Origin of the sequence: Streptomyces sp. SM10, assembly GCF_002910915.1 — a bacterium.
GTDB lineage: Bacteria > Actinomycetota > Actinomycetes > Streptomycetales > Streptomycetaceae > Streptomyces.
Window position 1 is genome coordinate 44,357 of record NZ_NEUF01000039.1, and the last position, 19,178, is coordinate 63,534.

The following is a 19,178-nucleotide window of genomic DNA, read 5'->3' on the forward strand; positions in this document are numbered from 1 at the left end:
GGCAAGGGGCCGGCTCACGAGCGTTGTAAAGTAGGAGTGGCTCATACTTTGAGTGGATCCGACTTAAGGGGTTTGCGATGGCCTTCGCCGGACGCGGTCGCGAGTTGCGGGTTCTGGGTTCCTGGCTGGACAAGATCACCTCTGCCGCGGGCGGCAGTGCTGGGCAGGCATTGGTGATCAAGGGTCGGCGGCGGATCGGGAAGACCCGGCTGGTGCAGGAGTTCTGCGCACGCTCGGGGCTGCCGTATGTGTTCTTCCAGGCGACCCGTGGCCTTCCCGCGACCCTTTCCCGGCGGGCGCTGTTCGACGCGGTCGCCGAGGGCGAAGGGATGCGGGAGCACGGGGCTGCTCTGGCGCATGCCGCTGCTCCCGACGACTGGGTCCGTACGCTCGCCGCAGTGGCAGCGGCGTTGCCCGTGGACGCGCCGGTGCTCCTCGTGCTGGACGAAGTGCCGTGGCTCGAGGAAGCGGACGCGGGGTTCGATGCTGCCCTCAAGACCGTCTGGGACATGCATCTGTCCGCGAAGCCCGTGCTTCTGCTGCTGCTCGGCTCCGATCTGGCGATGATGGACCGGCTGACGTCGTACGACCATCCGTTCTACGGGCGGGCGGGTGAGTACACCGTGGGACCGCTGAACCCGGCCGACGTGCAGCACTCCACCGGACTCGATGCTGCGGACGCGCTGGACGCCTACCTGGTCACCGGGGGGTTTCCCGAATTGGTGACCGAATGGCGGGCCGGTGAGTCGGTGGCCGGGTATCTGGCACGTCAGGTGGGGGACCCGTCATCCGTGCTGCTGACGACGGGCGAGCGTTCCCTGGCTGCGGAGTTCCCGGCACGGTTGCAGGCGGGCCGGGTGCTCCGGGCGATCGGCTCCGGCGAGCGGACCTTCTCCGGCATCGCGGCGAGCACAGGAGGCGCGGACGGCCGGCCGCTGGCACACGGCACCCTGGCGCCGATACTGGCGGAGCTCACCGAGGCCAAGAGGATCGTGGCCGCCGAGCCACCGTTGTCCGCCAAGCCCGCTCCCAAGCTCAAGCGCTACCGGATCGCCGACACGTATCTGCGGTTCTGGCTGGCTCATCTGGAGAACGCCGTCGCGCAGGCGGAGCGTGGCCGGGGTGACGTGTCGGCGGCCCGGATCCAGCGGTCCTGGCCGTCGTGGCGGGGGCGTGCGATCGAGCCGGTGATCAGGGAGGCGCTCGCCCGGAGGGTACCGGACGGGCTGTTCCCCGAGGCGACCGAGATGGGCGGCTGGTGGAACCGGCAGAACAATCCCGAGATCGACCTCATCGGCGCGGACGCGGAGCCTGTGGCCCGTCACGTCTCGTTCGTGGGATCAGTGAAGTGGCGGGACGAGACCCCTTTCGGGGCCCACGACCTCGCAGAGCTCGCGGCAGCGGCTCGACACGTGCCGGGCGCACAGGACGCGGCCCTCGTCTGCGTCAGCCGTCGGCCGACGACCGGGGCGCCCGTCGAAGGGCTGGCTGCCCACTGGGGGCCGGAGGACGTGGTCGCCGCGTGGAGGTGAACATGCTGCTGGGGGCGATCCCGGCGGGCTCGGTGCGTTCCAAGGTCCCGGCCAGCACGGCGCCTATGAAGTGCTGGAGGGCGTGGGGGCTGTGGCGACGACGGTCCGGGGGACCTTGCTGTCGCGGAGTCGGACGGTTCCGTCGGGGGCGATGGCCAGGTGGACGCAGTTGGAGGCGTCACCGCTGTAGGAGGACGTTCGCCATTGAAGGGCGGGCACTTGCTTCTCCTTTGTCAAAGCTGTCGCGCGAGCCGGTGGATGAGGTCGCGTGACGCGACAGGCGTCAGAGCCGCTGTTTCCATGCGGTCCAGGACCGAGCGGTACTTGGTCAGCTGGGACTGTGCGTCGAGGAACTCGCAGCCGTGATGGGTATCGAGTTGCACCGTGTCCAGTTGCGATACGTGACCGGACAGGTAGTCGATGGACTGACCGGTGCCGGGAAAGCCGCTTCCGAACGGGATGACCCTCGTGGTGATGTTGTCGCGTTCCCCAATGTCCATCAGGTGTTGGAGCTGGGCGCGCACGATGTCGCGCCCGCCGAACCCCATGCGCAGGGCAGCCTCGTGAATCAAGGCTGTGTACCTGACGGCCTGGTCGCCGTGGAGAACGCCTTGCCGCTTGATGCGGTGGGACAGCCGGTGCTCCACCTCGTAGGGGAGGAGCGGCGGGGCCACTTCGCGGAACAGCGCACGCGCGTGGTCGGTGGTCTGGAGAAGCGCGGGAATGTGGATGACAAGACACACCCTGAGCTCCACCGCGTGGTGCTCAAGCTCTGCGAGGTCGACCAGCGCGACAGGAAGGTGGTCGCGGTACTCATCCCACCAACCCCGGGTTCTTCCGCCCGTCATCGTGCAGAGCGCTTCGATCAGCGACGCGTCGGCGCAGTCGTAGAGTAGGAGCGGCTCAAACTTTGAGCGGTTCAGCCTTCACGAACGCCTGGGGTTCCGACTCGGTGCGCGCCCGGCGCGCAGGATGCGCCCCGGTCAGCTGTCGCTGCTGCTTCGGCACTCCAAAGCTGTCGACGCCGCTTGCGTGGCGTGATACCGACGTGTGTTTTGGGTTGCTTTGCGAGAGTTAACGCTCGTCGTGGCGTCCCGGGACCCCGGGACCTGTGCCCGCCGCGAGGGCGATCCGACTACATCGGGGTGGGTGTGAACTGCGGTGAAGCTGTCGGGTATCACCAGAATAGGTCGTTGTGGTTCCGCCCCCCAGGAGCATGAGATTGCCTCGAAATCTTGGTCGTGCGGAATTCTCTTTGCTAGGTTCCTTCGCAGGGGTGCTCTGCACTGGTACTGACCGGGGGAAGTGATCAGGCATGGCCTGGGATGAGTGGGAAAAGCTGAAAACAGCGGCGCAGGGGCGAACCGCGCACATGCAGCTCAACCAAGCGCCGAACCAAGGCGGGGGCGGCGGTGGGCAGCAGGGTGACCTGGCCGTCGACCAGCAGGACTTGGCCGCGATCGGGGACAGTGCCTATATCGAACCACATGGACTTCACCAAGAAGGCGCATCGGGGCGACGAGCATTTCATCGCGTCCACGGTCAGTAGCATCGCGACGCTGGACAAGGGCTTCGACGAGGGGACCAAGTCCTGATGGACATCGAAGCGCTTCGGCACGGAAATTTCGCTGCGCTCGGCACTGCCGTGGAGGACTGGACCGGAGTGATTCAGCGCCTTACGGAGATGGAGAAGAGGGCGCGGGACGATCTGCGGGCCAAGGCGAACAGGGCGAATTGGGCCGGGGTGAACGCTTCCGTTTCGAGGGAGTTCATTAACAGGACGGCAGGCGAATTCGCCGACGCAGTCAAGCAGGCCACGAGCATCCGCAACATTCTTCGCGATACCAGAGGTGAGCTCGTGGGCTACCGCGACGAACTCAACCGGGCGATCGACCGGGACTGGGACAAACACCTCTCCGTCGTCGGCGCGAAGGGTGGAGGCTTCACCGTCTACGTGAACGTGCACCCGGAACCGGATGGCAGCAAAGAGGCGATGACGCTGCTGAGAGACGAGCTCCAGGGCATACTCGCCAAGGCCACAGAGAGCGACAGCACCGCCGGCCAAGTGCTGAAGGCGCTGGCGAACCATGCCGAGTACGGATTCTCCGGCGGGCCTTCCTACGAGGACCGTGACGCTGCCGCTGATGCGATGAAGGCGGCGGACGATATGGCCAAGATCGTGAAGAAGGACCCCGAGGACCGTACGGCTGCAGACTTGGCCAGGCTGAACGCGCGCCTCGAGAAGTACGGCCAGGATCCATTGTTCTCGGAGCGGTTTGCGCTTGCGGCAGGGCCGAAGGACACCCTGCAGTTCTGGGCCGAAGTCACGGACCGGTACGCGGGGGTGAAGGGCTCCAAGCTGGAAGAGCTCCAGGATCTGCAGAAGAACCTGAGCCTGACCCTCGCATCAGCGACGTACTCCGACTCCGTTCCGATGAGGGAGTGGAAGCACGACCTGATCAACGAGGGGAACACCAACTTCCGTGCCGACCCGGCCAATCCTCTCAAGGGCGCGGTCGGGGCCATCGGCTTCCAGGTCATGAGTAGCCTGATGAGTCAAGGCAAGTACGACAGCGAATTCCTCGACGAGTACGGGAAGAAGCTCCTCAGGTCGGACATGGCTCCGGCGGGCAGCGCCGGAATGAACACCAACGACGTGTGGACGTCCCCGGACCAGTCGGCGGACATGGTTTTCGGAAAGGGCAACGGACGTGACCCCATGACCGGCTTCATGGACGCCCTCTCGCACAATGCCGAAGCGGCAACCAACACCTTCGACGACAAATCCGTCCTTGAACATGTACTTCAGAGCACCAGGTACACGGACAGGGGGGAGTCGGTGGGACATGTACTTGAGGCTGCTGTCACCAGTGTGTCATTCGGCGAGGTGCCGACAGAGCCTGCCCCGCATAGCAAGGCACAGGTCGAAATCATGCGAAACGTCATGCATGCCGTCGCCCAGCCTGGCAGCGGGGCCGACCTCGTGGACAAAGCCATGGGTGCGAGTTTCGGTCACATGGCTGCCGCGTACATGCCTGAGATCAGCCGGTCGCTGGCGGGTCAGGGCGCGGAATCCATCTTCCTCACTAACAGTGCGGACGGGGACGGGCTATCGTCCCCTACGGATGTCAGGAGATTTCTGTACGAGGTCGCCCGTGATGACAACGGCCGAGCTGCGATTCATATGGGCGAAAGTATCTACACGAGCAGTCTCCTTGAAGCTCATATATCGACGCCTTCCCTCTTCGGCGGCCCAACGTCTCAGGCCATCGAAGCCGTGAGTCACAACGCAGGGCTCATCGAGGGAATCGTGGGACATTCGGTCGCCGATGCTGGCATTTCAGCGGACTTGGCGGCTCAGAAGAGTGAGAACGAAGCCGTCAAGGCGCAAGGAGACTTCTTCAAGTCCGTGATGGCGGCGGGCGTTGGAGTTGGCTCCGTCGCCCTGGCGCCTCAGAACCTGTCTGGTGCCATGGTGGGAGCGGCAGGGGGTGGCTTTTTCGGTGGGATCGTGGGTATGGCGGTCGATCGCCTCATGGGCGGGCGCGAGATGGACGGCGCGCTGGACAACGCTCTTTACGTCACCGGGCAGGGCCTTGACAAGGATCTTTCTTCGGCCCGGGTGCAGACCGAGACGTCGGTCGAGGACGCCATCAAGAGGCACGACTCGGATCTTCCGGTGGACGGCACCAAAGACATCGTCCGCAAATCCATGAACGCCGGGTGGGCGGACAGTGACACGAACCTGGAGGACAGCAGTGCCCGGCCAAGCTCGTGACGAGGGAGAGGTGCTCATTGTCCCCCGGGTCGGAGCGAGGAGAATGGTCCTGATTCGGGTCGTTCTGAGTCTGGGCGTCGTCGTTGCCGGAGTTTTCGGGTACATCGAGGTTTTCACCAAGGGTGTCGACCGTTTGCCTGCCAAGGTATGTTCGGGCGCTGTCGACCGGGAGATCGCGGCCGACGTCCTTCCGAATACGATTACGGCTTCGGAGCGCGGGGAAAAGGGAATCGCGTATTCGAATTCCCGGGGAACGGTTTTCTACTGCTACGTCAAGACTCGTAGCCAGGACTCTATTCTTTCCGGGGAGGTCCAGATCAACGACGTCACATCGGCCAAGTGGCGCGAGGTCCATTCCGAGGGGGATCAGGAACCACGTGAGGTGCGGGCGAAGGGGGTCGATGTGATCACTACCTTCGATGGCGTCTCCGTCTACGTGTCCTGCACTCGGCCGGACCAAAACGGGCAGGAGCCGTTGCAGTCGTACGCACTGATCGCCGACGCGAGGACTATCGGGGACGCGCGGGTGACAGGCGTCGAACTTCAGCAGCGCGTGGCCGATTTCGCGTATCAGATCCTGCGGCACACCTACCAGGTCGAAGAGTGCCAAGAAGGTCAGGAATTCTCCGATGCACTTCCCCGCTTCAAATGATGGGGTGCTTGATTCCATCGTGAGCCGGGAGCGGTCAAAGATTGTGGAGTGCGATTGTGGAAGCGATTCAAAGGAAAATGGCAAAGCAGGCGCTTGTCGGCTTGGTTCTTGTGGCAGCAGGAATCTTCGGATATATACAGGTTTTACCAAGGGAGCCGACCGTCTGCCAGAAAGGGTCTGTTCGGGGGTGCTTGACCGGGACATAGCGGCCACGATTCTCCCGGGAACGATGACCGCTCGCGAGCGAGGGAGGAAGGTCGACGGGGTCGGAGAGAATTTCCTGTTCTCCTGCAATGTGAAAACGCGTAGTCAGGATTCCATCCTTTCCGGTGACGGCGCGGTCCACGATATTTCCGCGGATGAGTGGCTGGAAGGGGTCGAGGAGGACGCGGACGCGAGCAAGCTCGAAGTCGACTTTCAGGGCATCCGTGCGGTGTCCTACGCAACCCAGGCCTTCCTCTACGTTCCCTGTACGCCTACCGGGAAGAAGTCCGGAGCGGCCCGGCAGGATTACGGGCTGATCGTCGAGTCGAGAACGATCGGCGATACGGCGGTGACGGGGGACGAACTGCGTCAGGCGGTGACCGACTTCGCCTACGAGCTGCTGAGATACAACTACAGGATTCAGGGATGCCAGGAAGTGCGAACGCTCCCCTCCGAGCTACCCCGGTTCGCTTGACTACCTGACCGGATGCGGACATCGCCCGCGCGTGGACCATCACTACTGTCCCCCACCACCCTGCGGCCTTATGGTGCCGATATGTGCGGAATCGTGGGATACGTCGGGGCGCAGTCGGCGCAGGATGTCGTTGTCGCGGGGCTGAAGCGGCTGGAGTACCGGGGGTACGACTCCGCGGGGGTCGCCGTCCTCGCGGACGGGGGGCTGGCCTCCGCCAAGAAGGCGGGCAAGCTCCTCAACCTGGAGAAGGAGCTCAAGGACCGGCCGCTGCCGGCCGGGAACACCGGGATCGGGCACACCCGTTGGGCCACGCACGGCGGGCCCACCGACATCAACGCCCACCCGCATCTCGACAACGCGGGCCGGGTCGCCGTCGTGCACAACGGGATCATCGAGAACTTCGCCGCGCTGCGCGAGGAGTTGGCCGGACGGGGGCATGACCTCGCCTCCGAGACCGACACCGAGGTGGTGGCCCATCTGCTCGCCGAGGCGTACTCGGCCGGCGGCGATCTGCCCGAGGCCATGCGGGACGTGTGCCGGCGGCTGGAGGGTGCGTTCACCCTCGTCGCGGCGCACGCGGACGAGCCCGACGTGGTGGTCGGGGCACGGCGGAACTCGCCGCTCGTCGTCGGCGTGGGACAGGGGGAGATGTTCCTCGCCTCCGACGTCGCCGCCTTCATCGCGCACACCCGGGACGCCATCGAGCTCGGCCAGGACCAGGTCGTGGAGCTGCGCCGGGACGGTGCCACCGTCACCGGGTTCGACGGCTTCGCCGCGGAGACACGCGAGTACCACGTGGACTGGGACGCCTCGGCCGCCGAGAAGGGCGGCCACGCCTCCTTCATGCTCAAGGAGATCGCCGACCAGCCCAAGGCCGTCGCCGACACACTGCTCGGCCGGGTGGACGCTTCCGGCACGCTCCACCTCGACGAGGTGCGCATCGCGCCGGGCGTGCTCCGCGAGGTCGACAAGGTCGTCGTCATCGCCTGCGGCACCGCCTTCCACGCGGGAATGATCGCCAAGTACGCCATCGAGCACTGGACGCGGCTGCCCTGCGAGACCGAGCTAGCCAGCGAGTTCCGCTACCGCGACCCGATCCTGGACCAGCGCACCCTCGTCGTCGCCATCTCGCAGTCCGGCGAGACGATGGACACCCTGATGGCCGTCCGGCACGCCCGTGAGCAGGGGGCGAAGGTCCTCGCCATCTGCAACACGAACGGGTCGACCATCCCGAGGGAGTCGGACGCCGTCCTCTACACGCACGCCGGTCCGGAGGTCGCCGTCGCCTCCACCAAGGCGTTCCTGACGCAGCTCGTCGCCTGCTACCTCGTCGCGCTGTACCTGGGACAGGTGCGCGGCACCAAGTGGGGCGACGAGATCCGCACCGTCGTGCGGCAGCTCTCCGCGATGTCCGGCGAGGTCGAGCGTGTGCTGGGGACGATGGAGCCGGTGCGTGAGCTGGCCCGCTCGCTGTCCGGGCACGACACGGTGCTCTTCGTCGGCCGGCACGTGGGCTACCCGGTGGCCATGGAAGGCGCGCTGAAGCTCAAGGAACTCGCCTACATGCACGCCGAGGGCTTCGCCGCCGGGGAGCTCAAGCACGGGCCGATCGCCCTCATCGAGGAGGGCCTGCCGGTCGTCGTGATCGTGCCGTCCCCGCGCGGCCGTTCGGTGCTGCACGACAAGATCGTGTCGAACATCCAGGAGATCAGGGCGCGCGGCGCCCGTACCGTCGTCATCGCCGAGGAGGGCGACGAGGAGGTCGTCCCGTACGCCGACCACCTCATCAGGATCCCGGCTACGCCTACGCTGCTTCAGCCGCTGGTCGCCACGGTGCCCTTGCAGGTGTTCGCCTGCGAGCTGGCGACCGCCCGGGGCAACGAGGTGGACCAGCCGCGCAACCTGGCGAAGTCCGTGACAGTCGAGTGAGTGAGTGAGCGCGTGATCATTGGGGTCGGGATCGATGTGGCGGAGATCGAACGCTTCGGCGCCGCGCTGGGGCGTACGCCGCAGCTGGCCGAGCGGCTCTTCGTGGAACGGGAGCTGCTGCTGCCGGGCGGGGAGCGGCGCGGGATCGCCTCGCTGGCAGCGAGGTTCGCCGCCAAGGAGGCCCTGGCCAAGGCGCTGGGCGCACCCGGCGGGCTCCTCTGGACCGACGCGGAGGTGTGCGTCGAGGAGAGCGGCAGGCCCCGGTTGGAGGTGCGCGGCACGGTCGCGGCGCGGGCGGCCGAACTCGGCGTACGCACCTGGCACGTGTCGCTCAGCCACGACGCGGGGGTGGCGTCGGCCGTGGTGATCGCGGAGGGTTGAGCGTATGCGACACGCCTACAGCGTCGAGACCGTACGTGCGGCCGAGAAGGCCCTGATGGCACGACTCCCGGAGGGGGCGCTCATGCAGCGCGCCGCCGCCGGGCTCGCGGTGGCCTGCGGTGATCTGCTCCGGCGCAACGGCCGGGTGTACGGCTCACGGGTCCTCCTCCTCGTCGGCAGCGGCGACAACGGCGGGGACACCCTCTACGCGGGAGCCCGGCTGGCCCGGCGCGGGGCCGGCGTACGGGCCCTGCTGACCTCACCCGACAAGGTCCACCGGGCGGCGCTGGACGCTCTGCTGAAGGCCGGCGGGCAGCTCCTCGACGGCCCTGACCCCGGAGCCTTCGGCCCCGTCGACCTCGTCGTCGACGGCATCACCGGGATCGGGGGCCGCGGCGGCCTGCGGCCCGGTGCCGCGGCCCTGGTGCGCGCCGTCACCCGGGGACACGCGCCCGTGCTCGCGGTGGACCTGCCCAGCGGGGTCGAGGCCGACACGGGCCAGGTGCTCGGCCCCGCCGTGCGGGCGGACGCGACCGTCACCTTCGGTACGTACAAGCCGGGGCTGCTCATCGACCCGGCTGCCGAGCACGCGGGCGCACTCCGGCTCGTCGACATCGGCCTGGCGGCGCAGCTGCCCGCGCGGCCGGAGCTGGAGGCCCTCCAGTACGCCGACGTCGCCGACCTGCTGCCCGTGCCCGGCGCCGAGAGCGACAAGTACCGGCGCGGGGTCGTCGGAGTGGCCGCCGGCTCGGAGCGGTACCCGGGCGCGGCCGTCCTCGCGGTCGCCGGGGCGCTGCACGGCGGCGCGGGGGCCGTGCGCTACGCGGGTTCCGGGGCCGACGCGGTGATCGCCCGCTTCCCGGAGACACTCGTGCATCCAGGACCGCCGTCGAAGGCCGGACGGGTGCAGGCCTGGGTGGTCGGGCCGGGGCTCGGCGACTCCCCGGCCGCGGCCGGGGCGGTCTCCGACGTGCTGGCCGTGGACGTCCCGGTGCTGGTCGACGCGGACGGGCTGCGGCTGATGGACGCCGGAGCCGTACGCGGACGGACCGCACCCACCGTCCTCACCCCGCACGCCGGCGAGGCCGCCGCGCTGCTCGGGGTGGGCCGCGAGGAGGTCGAGGCGGGCCGGCTCGCCGCCGTACGGGAACTCGCCGCGCGGTACCGCGCCACGGTGCTGCTGAAGGGCTCGACGACCCTCGTCGCGGAGGAGGGGGACTCCCCCGTGCGCGTCAATCCGACCGGGACGTCCTGGCTGGCCACGGCCGGCAGCGGCGACGTGCTGTCCGGGCTGACCGGTTCGCTGCTCGCGGCGGGCCTCGCACCGCGCGACGCCGCGTCGGTCGGCGCCTATCTGCACGGGCTCGCGGCGCGCCGGGCCTCCGACGGTGCACCGGTGTCCGCGCAGGACGTGGCGGAGGCCCTGCCGGCGGCCTGGCGGGACGTGCGGGCCTGATCCAGGCTGGAACGAAGGCCCGGGCAGTGCGGGCCGGAGCGACAGGGACGGACGGTGATCGGTCGTGGGCAGCGGCAGCGGCATACGCGTACGCAGGGTGTACGACCCGCCGGAGGACGACGACGGCACCCGCGTCCTGGTCGACCGGCTCTGGCCGCGCGGGATCTCGAAGGAACACGCGGCGGTCGACCTGTGGGCCAAGGACGTGACGCCCTCGAAGGAGCTCCGGACCTGGTACCACGAGGACCGCACGGGGGACCGCTACGACGACTTCGTGGACCGCTACCGCACCGAGCTCGGCGACCCCGCCCACACCGAGGCCGTCGAGGGGCTGCTTGCCCTGCTGCGCAAGGGCGGCGCCGTCACCCTCGTCACCGCCGTGAAGGACGTCCCCACCAGCCATGTCCCGGTCCTCGTCGACCATCTGGAGCACGCCCTCGACCACCGCTGACCGCCTCACCGGGCACGGGAGGTCGAGGGCACAGGCGTACGGCTCTGAGAGACTGGGCGCGATGAACGAGACAGCGACCCTGAGAGCCCGTGCCGAGATCGACCTCGCCGCGTTGCGCGCCAATGTGCGCGCCCTGCGTGCGCGGGCGTCCGGGGCGCAGCTCATGGCCGTGGTGAAGTCCGACGCGTACGGGCACGGAGCGGTGCCCTGCGCCAGGGCGGCGCAGGAGGCCGGGGCGGACTGGCTGGGAACCGCCACGCCGCAGGAGGCGCTCGCGCTGCGCGCCGCCGGTATCGGCGGCCGGGTGATGTGCTGGCTGTGGACGCCCGGCGGCCCCTGGCGCGAGGCGGTCGAGGCGGACATCGACGTCTCGGTGAGCGGGATGTGGGCCCTGGAGGAGCTCGTCGCCGCCGCCACGGAGGCGGGGACCGCGGCCCGGGTCCAGCTCAAGGCCGACACGGGCCTGGGACGCAACGGCTGCCAGCCCGCGGACTGGCCGGAACTCGTCACGGCCGCCCGGGCCGCCGAGGAGGCGGGCATCCTGCGCGTCACCGGTCTCTGGTCGCACTTCGCCTGCGCCGACGAGCCGGGCCACCCGTCGATCGCCGCCCAGCTGGACGTCTTCCGCGACATGGTGGCCTACGCCGAGAAGGAGGGCGTCCGGCCCGAGGTCCGGCACATCGCCAACTCCCCGGCGACGCTCACGGTGCCCGAGTCCCACTTCGACCTCGTACGCACCGGGATCGCGATGTACGGCATCTCGCCCAGCCCCGAGCTGGGCACCCCGGCCGACTTCGGGCTGCGCCCCGTCATGACGCTCGCGGCGTCCGTCGCGCTGGTCAAGCAGGTGCCCCCCGGGCACGGCATCAGCTACGGGCACCACTACACGACCTCCGCCGAGACGACGCTCGCCCTGGTGCCGGTCGGCTACGCGGACGGCATCCCGCGTCACGCGTCGGGGCGGGGCCCCGTCCTCGTCGCAGGCGCCGTACGCACGATCGCGGGCCGGGTCGCGATGGACCAGTTCGTGGTCGACCTGGAGGGCGACACCCTGGAGGCGGGCGCGGAGGCGGTGCTGTTCGGGCCGGGGGACCGGGGCGAGCCGAGCGCGGAGGACTGGGCCGTGGCGGCGGACACGATCGCGTACGAGATCGTCACACGCATCGGCGCGCGCGTCCCCCGCGTCCATCTCCACGAGGACTCCGGCCGGGGCTGAGCCCCGGTCAGGCAAGGACCATGGTCCGGCGACGACAACGACGACGAAGGAGCGCGGCACGGTGAGCGAGACCAGCGCGGAGGACGTGGTGGCGACGGCGGCCGTCGCGGCGGCCGGCTGGCGCCGGGCGGGCATCGCCGGTGCGGCGATAGGCGTCATCGCCGCGGGCGCGGCCGCGGGCGTCGCCGTCGAGCGGCTCACCGTGGGCCGCGGCATGCGCAAGAAGGCGCGTCTCGCGCTGGACGCCTCCGGACCGTACGGGTCCCTGCGGGGGCTGCCCGGCAGGGCCGTCGCCGACGACGGCACCGAGCTGTACTACGAGGTCGACGAGATCGAGCCGGACGGCGGTACGAGCCGTGCCGGCAAGGCCCCCGCGGGCTCCGGGCCGCGCCGGCGCAGGCTCTTCGGCAGCAAGGACCCCGCGCCCCTGACCGTCGTCTTCAGCCACGGCTACTGCCTCGGACAGGACTCCTGGCACTTCCAGCGGGCGGCGTTGCGCGGGCTCGTCCGCACGGTCCACTGGGACCAGCGCAGCCACGGCCGCTCCGAGCGGGGCAGGGCGCAGGCCGAGGGTGTACCGGTCGGCATCGACCAGCTGGGCCGCGACCTCAAGGCGGTCCTGGACGCGGCGGCTCCCGAGGGCCCGGTGGTGCTGGTGGGGCACTCCATGGGCGGCATGACGATGATGGCGCTCGCCGACCGGTATCCGGAACTGATCCGCGACCGGGTGGCCGCAGTCGCGTTCGTCGGGACGTCGAGCGGAAGGCTCGGCGAGGTGAACTTCGGGCTCCCGGTCGCGGGCGTGAACGCGGTGCGTCGGGTGCTGCCCGGGGTGCTGAAGGCGCTCGGCTCGCAGACGGAACTGGTGGAGCGGGGGCGACGGGCCACCGCCGACCTGTTCGCGGGGCTGATCAAGCGGTACTCGTTCGGATCGCGGGACGTGGACCCGGCGGTCGCGCGGTTCGCGGAGCGGCTCATCGAGTCGACCCCGATCGATGTGGTCGCCGAGTTCTATCCGGCCTTCACCGAGCACGACAAGAGCGGCGCCCTGCCGGCGTTCGGCGGTATCCCGGTGCTCATCCTGGCCGGTGACAAGGATCTCGTGACCCCCAGCTCGCACAGCGAGGTCATCGCGGACGAGCTTCCGGACGCGGAGCTGGTCATCGTGCCGGACGCCGGGCACCTGGTGATGCTGGAACACCCGGTGACGGTCACCGACCGGCTCGCGGACCTGCTCGTACGGATCGGAGCCGTTCCGGCCGAGGCGCGCTGATCCTCTAACGTGGGTCGGCATGGAAGCAGCGCACGACGGCCCGGCAGCACCGGGCGCCGTCACCCTGGACGTCGCCGTCGAGTCCCCCGAGGAGATGAAGGAGCTGGGCCGCCGGATCGCCGGTGTGCTGGCCCCCGGCGACCTGGTGATGCTCACCGGTGAGCTCGGCGCGGGCAAGACCACCCTGACCCGCGGTCTCGGCGAAGGGCTCGGGGTGCGGGGCGCCGTCACCTCGCCGACCTTCGTCATCGCCCGGGTCCATCCGCCTCTCGGCACGGGGCCCGCTCTGGTGCACGTCGACGCGTACCGCCTGGGCGGCGGCCTCGACGAGATGGAGGACCTGGACCTGGACGTCTCACTGCCGGATTCGGTGATCGTCGTGGAGTGGGGCGACGGCAAGGTCGAGGAGCTGTCGGATGACCGGCTGCGCGTGGTGATCGACCGCGCCGTCGGCGACACCGACGACGAACGCCGCACGGTGACCCTGGTGGGGATCGGTGCGCGCTGGGCGGGGCTCGGCGTGGAGCTGACAGCGCTCTGAGAGCCGCCCCCCCCGGACGGCTCGGGGGCAGGATTTCCCGACGCTTTCCGACAGGCGGTCGGTAAAATGTTGCGCGAGGGAGGCTCGCCGTGGTCACATGGTGGGAGGGACTGGTTAGGTCTGCCTAACCATGCCCCTCGCCCAAGCCCGAGGAGGCATCCATGCCGGCATCCGAGCGTGAAGTGCAGCCGCAGTCGCCGCAGGCGGAGCCACCGTCGGCTTCCGCGCTGTCGATGAAGGACCTGCTGGCCTCCTGCGCCGCCGCGACGGCGGTCTCGACCCCGCCGCGCGACGAGAGCGCGGACGACGACACCGGGGACGCCGGGCGCGACGCGGCCTGAGGGCGGAGTTCCCCGGGTGGGGCCGGCCCGCGCGTCGCCTCTCAGGACCTCCGGGCCGACCGTCGCGCGTCGTCTCCACGCGGCACGAGCGCGGGTGTCGTGTCCCGTGCCTCACAAGCATGAGCGTGACCGGCTGGTGCTACTTCAAGGTAGACGCCGAGCGGCCGCACGCCCCGCAGGTGAGCATCGGATCGCCGTACACGGAGTGCACCGCCGACGCCTGCGCGCCGCACGGCGGTCCTGATGAGGCGGCGACCTTCACCCTCACCCCGGACGGTGCGGACTCCGACGTCACCGGCTACGACTACCGCCTGGAGCCGGACGGAGAGTGGACGAGCTCGGGCAGCGGCGCCGAGGCGACCGTGACCGTCACCCCGGACACCGCCGGCACCAAGCGGATCGCGGTCCGCGCCAAGGACACCACGGGACCCGGCGCTCAGAGCGTCCTGGACTTCCTCGTCGCCGCCGGGGACGGACCGGTGGGCCGCTGGCACTTCGTCGAGTCCGGTGGCGCCGCCGGCGACTCCGGCACCGCCGCGGGCTCCACCCGGCACGACGCCGCCCTCAACGGCGGCGCCACCCGCGACGACCAGGGCCGCCGCGGCGTCCTGACCCGCGATGCCTCCGGCACGCTCCTGGACACGCCGGTCACCGACAAGGGCCTCGCGCTGGACGGCTCCACCGGCTACGCGGCGACCGACGGACAGGTGCTGGAGACACGGTCCTCGTACACGGTCTCGGCATGGGTGCGGCTGACGGACGGCTCACGCAACCGGACCGTGCTGAGCCAGGACGGTGCCCACCGCAGTCCGTTCTACCTCGGCTACGAGAAGAACGAAGGCACCTGGACCTTCCGAGCCGTGGACAGCGACGCGCCTGCCGACGGCACCTGGTCCTACCAGCGGGTCGCCGCGAAGAACCCGGCGTCACTCGGGGTGTGGACACACATCGCCGGGGTGTACGACGCCCCCGCCAAGGAGCTGCGGTTCTACGTGAACGGCCGGCTCCAGGGCAGCGCCGCGTACACGACCGCGTGGGCGGCCGACGGGCCGATGCAGTTCGGCCGGACCTTCTGGAAGGACACCTACACCGACTACGTGCGGGGCTCGGTCGACGAAGCGACGGCGTGGCAGCGTGCCCTGACCGGCGGTGAGGTGGCCGACGACGCCGCCCTCGCCACCAGCGACGGGTTCAACGGCGCCGAGCTGACGGCTGCCTGGGACCCGACGTCCGGCAGCGGCACCACCGTGCCCGACACCGCCTCCGGCTACGGCCACGCCCTGGCCCTGTCCGGCGGTGCCACGCTCCAGGACGGCACCCTCGTCCTGGACGGCACCGACGGCGCGGCGACATCCGCCGGTCCCCTGGGGGACGACACCGGATCGTTCACCGTGACCACGGCCGTCGCCCTGGACGGCGCGAAGCTGGCCGCCCGGGACATCGGCTCCGTGGGCCAGGTGCTGGGGCAGCGCGCGGCCGACGGCTCCGCCTGGGGGCTCTGGTACGAAGTGACCGGCAAGGAGACCGTTCTCGACGAGGAGACGTTCGAGGAGAGGACCGTCGCCGTCGGGGTCTGGCACTTCGGGCGCCTCAACAGCGACGGCACGTTCAGCTCCGTCACCTCGGACGCGATCGCCGAGCTGGACAGCCCGGTCCGCCTGACCGGTGTGTTCGACGCGCAGGCCGGCGCCATCAGCCTCTATCTGGGTCACAACCAGAACGGCTCGGACACCGCCTTCACCGCGAAGGCCGGCGCCGGCGACTTCGCCCTCGGCAAGGCCTTCGACGGCGGCTCCTGGAAGCACTACCTGCCCGCCGGTCTCTCCGACGTGCGCGTGTGGGCCGGAGCGATGGCCTCGTCCGCGCAGATCGACGAGACGGTCGGCGACTGAGCGACCGGGCCGTGCGCACCGGGTCCGCCCGGCGCGCACGGCCCCGGCGTACGCACCGCCGACAGCATCAGCCCGCGCCCGCACCAGGGCCCGGCGTACCTCTCACCTCTTCCGCGCCCCTGACCGGGGGCTGAACAGGGAAAACACATGGCATTTGGCAGAGACTCATCACGCGCGCGGTCCCGGAGCAGACGGCTGTTCCGGCCCAGGTCGGTGGCGACCGTCCTCACCCTCGCCCTGGCCGTCCCAGCGGGACTCACACCCGTCGCAGCGGCGGTCGAGGCTCTCGGCCGCCCCGACGTGAAGGACCAGCGTGTCAGCGAGGTCCACAAGGCGTCTCCCGGCGCCAAGAAACTCCGTAAGCGCGTCGCCCACGAGAAGGCCGCCGACACCGCACGCGCCAAGCGCGCCACCACCGAACGCACGACCTCCTGGCCCACGCCCGGCGAGAGCGGCGTCACGCTCACCCGCGGCAAGCGGGCCTCCGCCGACCCGGGCGGGCTGCCCGTCAGTCTCACCCCGGTCACCGTCGGCAGGAACGAGAAGACGACGGCGGCCTCCGGTGCCGCCGAGATCGCGGTCCTCGACCAGAAGGCCGCCCGTCGCGCCGGAGTCACCGGCGTACTGCTGACCGCCACCGCCGAGAGCCCCGGTGACGCCGAACTCAGCCTGGACTACGCATCGTTCGCGGGTGCGCTCGGTGGTGGCTGGGGCTCGCGGCTGCACCTCGTGCAGCTGCCCGCCTGCGCGCTGACCACCCCGCAGAAGGCCGCGTGCCGCACGCGGACCTCCCTGAAGTCGGCCAACGACGTCACCGGGCACACCCTGTCGGCGACCGTGCCGCTCGCCGCGGGCGACGACGGCGTGTCCACCCAGGCCGTCGCCTCCGCCACCGTCCTCGCCGTGACCGCCTCCGGTACCGGCGGCCCGTCCGCCGCAGGCACCGGCGACTCCACGGCGACCCCGCTCGCCGAGTCGTCCTCCTGGCAGGCCGGTGCCAGCTCCGGCGCCTTCACCTGGTCCCACGACTTCGGTCTGCCGCCCGCCGCCGCGGGCCCGAGCCCCGAACTGTCACTGTCCTACGACTCGGCGGGCATCGACGGCCGCACCGCCAGCACCAACAACCAGGGCACCGCGGTCGGCGAGGGCTTCTCGCTCACCGGCTCCTACGTCGAGCGCTCCTACGGCAGCTGCGACAAGGACGGCCACAGCGGCGTCCACGACCAGTGCTGGAAGTACGACAACGCCACCCTGGTCCTCAACGGCTCCTCGTCGCAACTGGTCAAGGACGACGACACAGGCGAGTGGCACCTCTCCGGCGACGACGCCTCCAAGGTCACCCGCTCCACCGGCGCCGACAACGGCGACGACGACGGCGAGTACTGGACCGTCGTCACCGGCGACGGCACCACCTACGTCTTCGGCCTGGACAAGCTGGCCGGCGCCGGCACCGAGCGCACCAACTCCACCTGGACCGTCCCGGTCTTCGGCGACGACTCCGGTGAGCCCGGCTACTCCAAGGGCAGCGCCTTCGCCGACCGTTCCGTCACCCAGGCCTGGCGCTGGAACCTCGACTACGTCGAGGACCCGCACGCCAACGCGGTGACCTACTGGTACGCCAAGGAGACCAACCACTACGCCAAGAACAAGGCGACCACGGCGAACGCCTCCTACGTCCGCGGCGGTTACCTCAAGGAGATCGACTACGGCCTGCGCGCCGGTGCCCTGTTCACCGACAAGCCGGACGCCAAGGTCACCTTCTCCCACGCCGAGCGCTGCACCGCCCCGGACTGCTCCAGCCTGACCAAGGACACCGCCGGGAACTGGCCGGACGTCCCCTTCGACGCGATTTGCGCCAAGGGCGCCGACGACTGCTACGCCACCGCGCCGTCCTTCTTCACCCGCAAGCGCCTCACCGGCATCGACACCTTTTCCTGGAGCGCCTCCTCGACCGCCTTCGACCCGGTCGACTCCTGGGCGCTCAAGCAGAAGTACCTCGACGGCGGCGACATCGGCGACAGCTCCGACCAGGTGCTCACACTCACCTCGCTGCAGCGGACCGCCAAGGCCGGCACCGCCCTCACCCAGGACCCGGTGACGTTCACGTACCAGATGCGTCCCAACCGGGTGGACGCCGTCGACGACATCCTGCCGCTGACCCGCCCGCGCGTCTCGACCGTCACCTCGGAGACCGGCGCGATCACCACGGTCACGCTCTCCTCGCCCGAGTGCACGGCGAGCCAGGTCTCCGGCGCCGCCGAGGACACCAACACCCGCTCCTGCTACCCGCAGTACTGGAACATCAACGGCGCCACCGAGGCATCCGTCGACTGGTTCCACAAGTACCGCGTGGACGCCGTCGTCACCACCGACCCGTCCGGCGGCAACGAGCCCGTCGAGAACGCCTACGAGTACGCCGGCCCCGCCTGGCGGCACAGCGACGCCCCGTTCACCCCGGCCGATGAGCGCACCTGGTCGGACTGGCGCGGCTACCGCCAGGTGACCGTCCACTCCGGTGCCACCGGCAGCGACCGCACCAAGCGCGTCTCGCTCTACCTCCAGGGCATGGACGGCGACAAGAACAAGGACGGCTCCACCAAGTCCGTCAGCGTCGCCCCGCTGTCCTCGCCCGCCCTCGGCGCCGCGAGCGTCAAGGACAGTGAGCAGTACCAGGGACGGCTGCGGGAGGAGGTCACCTACGACGGTGACACGGCGATCACCGAGACCGTCAACGACCCCTGGTCGAAGGAGACAGCCCGGCAGAGCGTGCCCGGCGCCCCCGACGCGGTGGCCCGCTTCGTCGACACGGTGAAGACCACCGACCACACCTATCTGACGATCCCGAAGAAGTGGCGCTCGACCAGCACCACCAAGACGTTCGACGCCTACGGCATGGTTGCCACCGTCCAGGACTCCGGCGACACCGCAAGTGGAACTGGAAGCAGACCCCGAAGAAGGACACGGAGTCCCGCAAGCGGTACGCCGCCTACCAGTCCAGCCCCACCCACTACCTGATCGACGACTCCGCGGCCCAGCAGCGCGCCGCCGGCCAGGCCG

The 19,178-nt window shown here is 69.8% G+C and carries 16 protein-coding genes and 1 pseudogene; 15 read left to right on the plus strand and 2 right to left on the minus strand.

The window, feature by feature from the left end; all coding sequences use genetic code 11:
• Positions 1-77: 77 nt before the first annotated feature.
• Positions 78-1,532, plus strand: a complete 1,455-nt coding sequence (locus B9S57_RS03910) for a DUF234 domain-containing protein (RefSeq protein ID WP_103514115.1) — start codon at positions 78-80, stop codon at positions 1,530-1,532.
• Positions 1,533-1,595: 63 nt separating this feature from the next.
• Here B9S57_RS03910 and B9S57_RS03915 read toward each other — a convergent pair whose 3' ends face one another.
• Both B9S57_RS03915 and B9S57_RS03920 read right to left on the minus strand, forming a co-directional pair.
• A complete protein-coding gene (locus B9S57_RS03915) occupies positions 1,596-1,751 on the minus strand; it encodes a DUF397 domain-containing protein (protein WP_103514116.1) in 156 nt (51 codons plus the stop codon).
• A 14-nt stretch (positions 1,752-1,765) separates the two neighbouring features.
• Positions 1,766-2,380 carry a DUF5753 domain-containing protein gene (locus B9S57_RS03920; protein WP_219818545.1) on the minus strand — a complete coding sequence of 205 codons (615 nt, stop codon included), beginning with the start codon at positions 2,378-2,380 and terminating at the stop codon, positions 1,766-1,768.
• 467 nt (positions 2,381-2,847) lie between these two features.
• On the opposite strand from B9S57_RS03920, the pseudogene B9S57_RS03925 reads away from it, so the two are divergent.
• The 14 genes and pseudogenes from B9S57_RS03925 (at position 2,848) to B9S57_RS03990 (ending at position 19,136) form a co-directional block, all read left to right on the plus strand.
• A pseudogene (locus B9S57_RS03925) lies at positions 2,848-3,127 on the plus strand (hypothetical protein).
• Positions 3,127-5,310: a hypothetical protein gene (locus B9S57_RS03930; RefSeq protein WP_103514118.1), complete on the plus strand. Its 2,184-nt coding sequence runs from the start codon at positions 3,127-3,129 to the stop codon at positions 5,308-5,310. The pseudogene B9S57_RS03925 and the gene B9S57_RS03930 overlap by 1 nt, the downstream one beginning before the upstream one ends.
• Positions 5,311-5,353: 43 nt before the next feature.
• The gene (locus B9S57_RS03935) at positions 5,354-5,962 is read left to right on the plus strand and encodes a hypothetical protein (RefSeq protein ID WP_146057706.1); all 609 of its coding nucleotides are present in this window, start codon (positions 5,354-5,356) and stop codon (positions 5,960-5,962) included.
• Between the two features lie 187 nt (positions 5,963-6,149).
• The gene (locus tag B9S57_RS03940; RefSeq protein ID WP_103514120.1) at positions 6,150-6,641 is read left to right on the plus strand and encodes a hypothetical protein; all 492 of its coding nucleotides are present in this window, start codon (positions 6,150-6,152) and stop codon (positions 6,639-6,641) included.
• An 81-nt stretch (positions 6,642-6,722) separates the two neighbouring features.
• Positions 6,723-8,570 (plus strand): glutamine--fructose-6-phosphate transaminase (isomerizing), encoded by a 1,848-nt coding sequence (gene glmS / locus B9S57_RS03945; protein WP_103514121.1) that lies wholly within the window; start codon positions 6,723-6,725, stop codon positions 8,568-8,570.
• 12 nt (positions 8,571-8,582) lie between these two features.
• Entirely contained in the window at positions 8,583-8,951 is a 369-nt protein-coding gene (locus B9S57_RS03950) for a holo-ACP synthase (protein ID WP_103514122.1), read from the plus strand.
• Between the two features lie 4 nt (positions 8,952-8,955).
• Complete coding sequence (locus B9S57_RS03955; RefSeq protein WP_103514123.1) at positions 8,956-10,407, plus strand: NAD(P)H-hydrate dehydratase; 1,452 nt, start codon at positions 8,956-8,958, stop codon at positions 10,405-10,407.
• Positions 10,408-10,471: 64 nt separating this feature from the next.
• On the plus strand, positions 10,472-10,858 hold the full coding sequence (locus B9S57_RS03960; RefSeq protein WP_103514124.1) for a DUF488 domain-containing protein: 387 nt from the start codon (positions 10,472-10,474) through the stop codon (positions 10,856-10,858).
• Between the two features lie 61 nt (positions 10,859-10,919).
• Positions 10,920-12,074 carry an alanine racemase gene (alr, locus tag B9S57_RS03965; RefSeq protein WP_103514125.1) on the plus strand — a complete coding sequence of 385 codons (1,155 nt, stop codon included), beginning with the start codon at positions 10,920-10,922 and terminating at the stop codon, positions 12,072-12,074.
• 61 nt (positions 12,075-12,135) lie between these two features.
• Positions 12,136-13,347: an alpha/beta fold hydrolase gene (locus B9S57_RS03970; RefSeq protein ID WP_103514126.1), complete on the plus strand. Its 1,212-nt coding sequence runs from the start codon at positions 12,136-12,138 to the stop codon at positions 13,345-13,347.
• 19 nt (positions 13,348-13,366) lie between these two features.
• Complete coding sequence (gene tsaE, locus B9S57_RS03975) at positions 13,367-13,888, plus strand: tRNA (adenosine(37)-N6)-threonylcarbamoyltransferase complex ATPase subunit type 1 TsaE (RefSeq protein ID WP_103514127.1); 522 nt, start codon at positions 13,367-13,369, stop codon at positions 13,886-13,888.
• Between the two features lie 161 nt (positions 13,889-14,049).
• Complete coding sequence (locus tag B9S57_RS03980) at positions 14,050-14,229, plus strand: hypothetical protein (protein ID WP_103514128.1); 180 nt, start codon at positions 14,050-14,052, stop codon at positions 14,227-14,229.
• Positions 14,230-14,348: 119 nt separating this feature from the next.
• Positions 14,349-16,121: a LamG domain-containing protein gene (locus B9S57_RS03985; protein WP_103514129.1), complete on the plus strand. Its 1,773-nt coding sequence runs from the start codon at positions 14,349-14,351 to the stop codon at positions 16,119-16,121.
• A 147-nt stretch (positions 16,122-16,268) separates the two neighbouring features.
• Positions 16,269-19,136, plus strand: coding sequence for a hypothetical protein (locus B9S57_RS03990; protein ID WP_146057707.1), 2,868 nt, complete (start codon positions 16,269-16,271; stop codon positions 19,134-19,136).
• The last annotated feature ends 42 nt before the right edge of the window (positions 19,137-19,178 follow it).

Excerpts from the sequence above, each read along its gene's own strand:
- B9S57_RS03910 (WP_103514115.1), top strand. The coding sequence starts at position 78 with ATGGCCTTCGCCGGACGCGGTCGCGAGTTGCGGGTTCTGGGTTCCTGG.
- B9S57_RS03920 (WP_219818545.1), bottom strand. The coding sequence starts at position 2,380 with ATGACGGGCGGAAGAACCCGGGGTTGGTGGGATGAGTACCGCGACCAC.
- B9S57_RS03930 (WP_103514118.1), top strand. The coding sequence starts at position 3,127 with ATGGACATCGAAGCGCTTCGGCACGGAAATTTCGCTGCGCTCGGCACT.
- B9S57_RS03935 (WP_146057706.1), top strand. The coding sequence starts at position 5,354 with ATGGTCCTGATTCGGGTCGTTCTGAGTCTGGGCGTCGTCGTTGCCGGA.
- glmS (WP_103514121.1), top strand. The coding sequence starts at position 6,723 with ATGTGCGGAATCGTGGGATACGTCGGGGCGCAGTCGGCGCAGGATGTC.
- B9S57_RS03955 (WP_103514123.1), top strand. The coding sequence starts at position 8,956 with ATGCGACACGCCTACAGCGTCGAGACCGTACGTGCGGCCGAGAAGGCC.
- alr (WP_103514125.1), top strand. The coding sequence starts at position 10,920 with ATGAACGAGACAGCGACCCTGAGAGCCCGTGCCGAGATCGACCTCGCC.
- tsaE (WP_103514127.1), top strand. The coding sequence starts at position 13,367 with ATGGAAGCAGCGCACGACGGCCCGGCAGCACCGGGCGCCGTCACCCTG.
- B9S57_RS03980 (WP_103514128.1), top strand. The coding sequence starts at position 14,050 with ATGCCGGCATCCGAGCGTGAAGTGCAGCCGCAGTCGCCGCAGGCGGAG.
- B9S57_RS03985 (WP_103514129.1), top strand. The coding sequence starts at position 14,349 with ATGAGCGTGACCGGCTGGTGCTACTTCAAGGTAGACGCCGAGCGGCCG.
- B9S57_RS03990 (WP_146057707.1), top strand. The coding sequence starts at position 16,269 with ATGGCATTTGGCAGAGACTCATCACGCGCGCGGTCCCGGAGCAGACGG.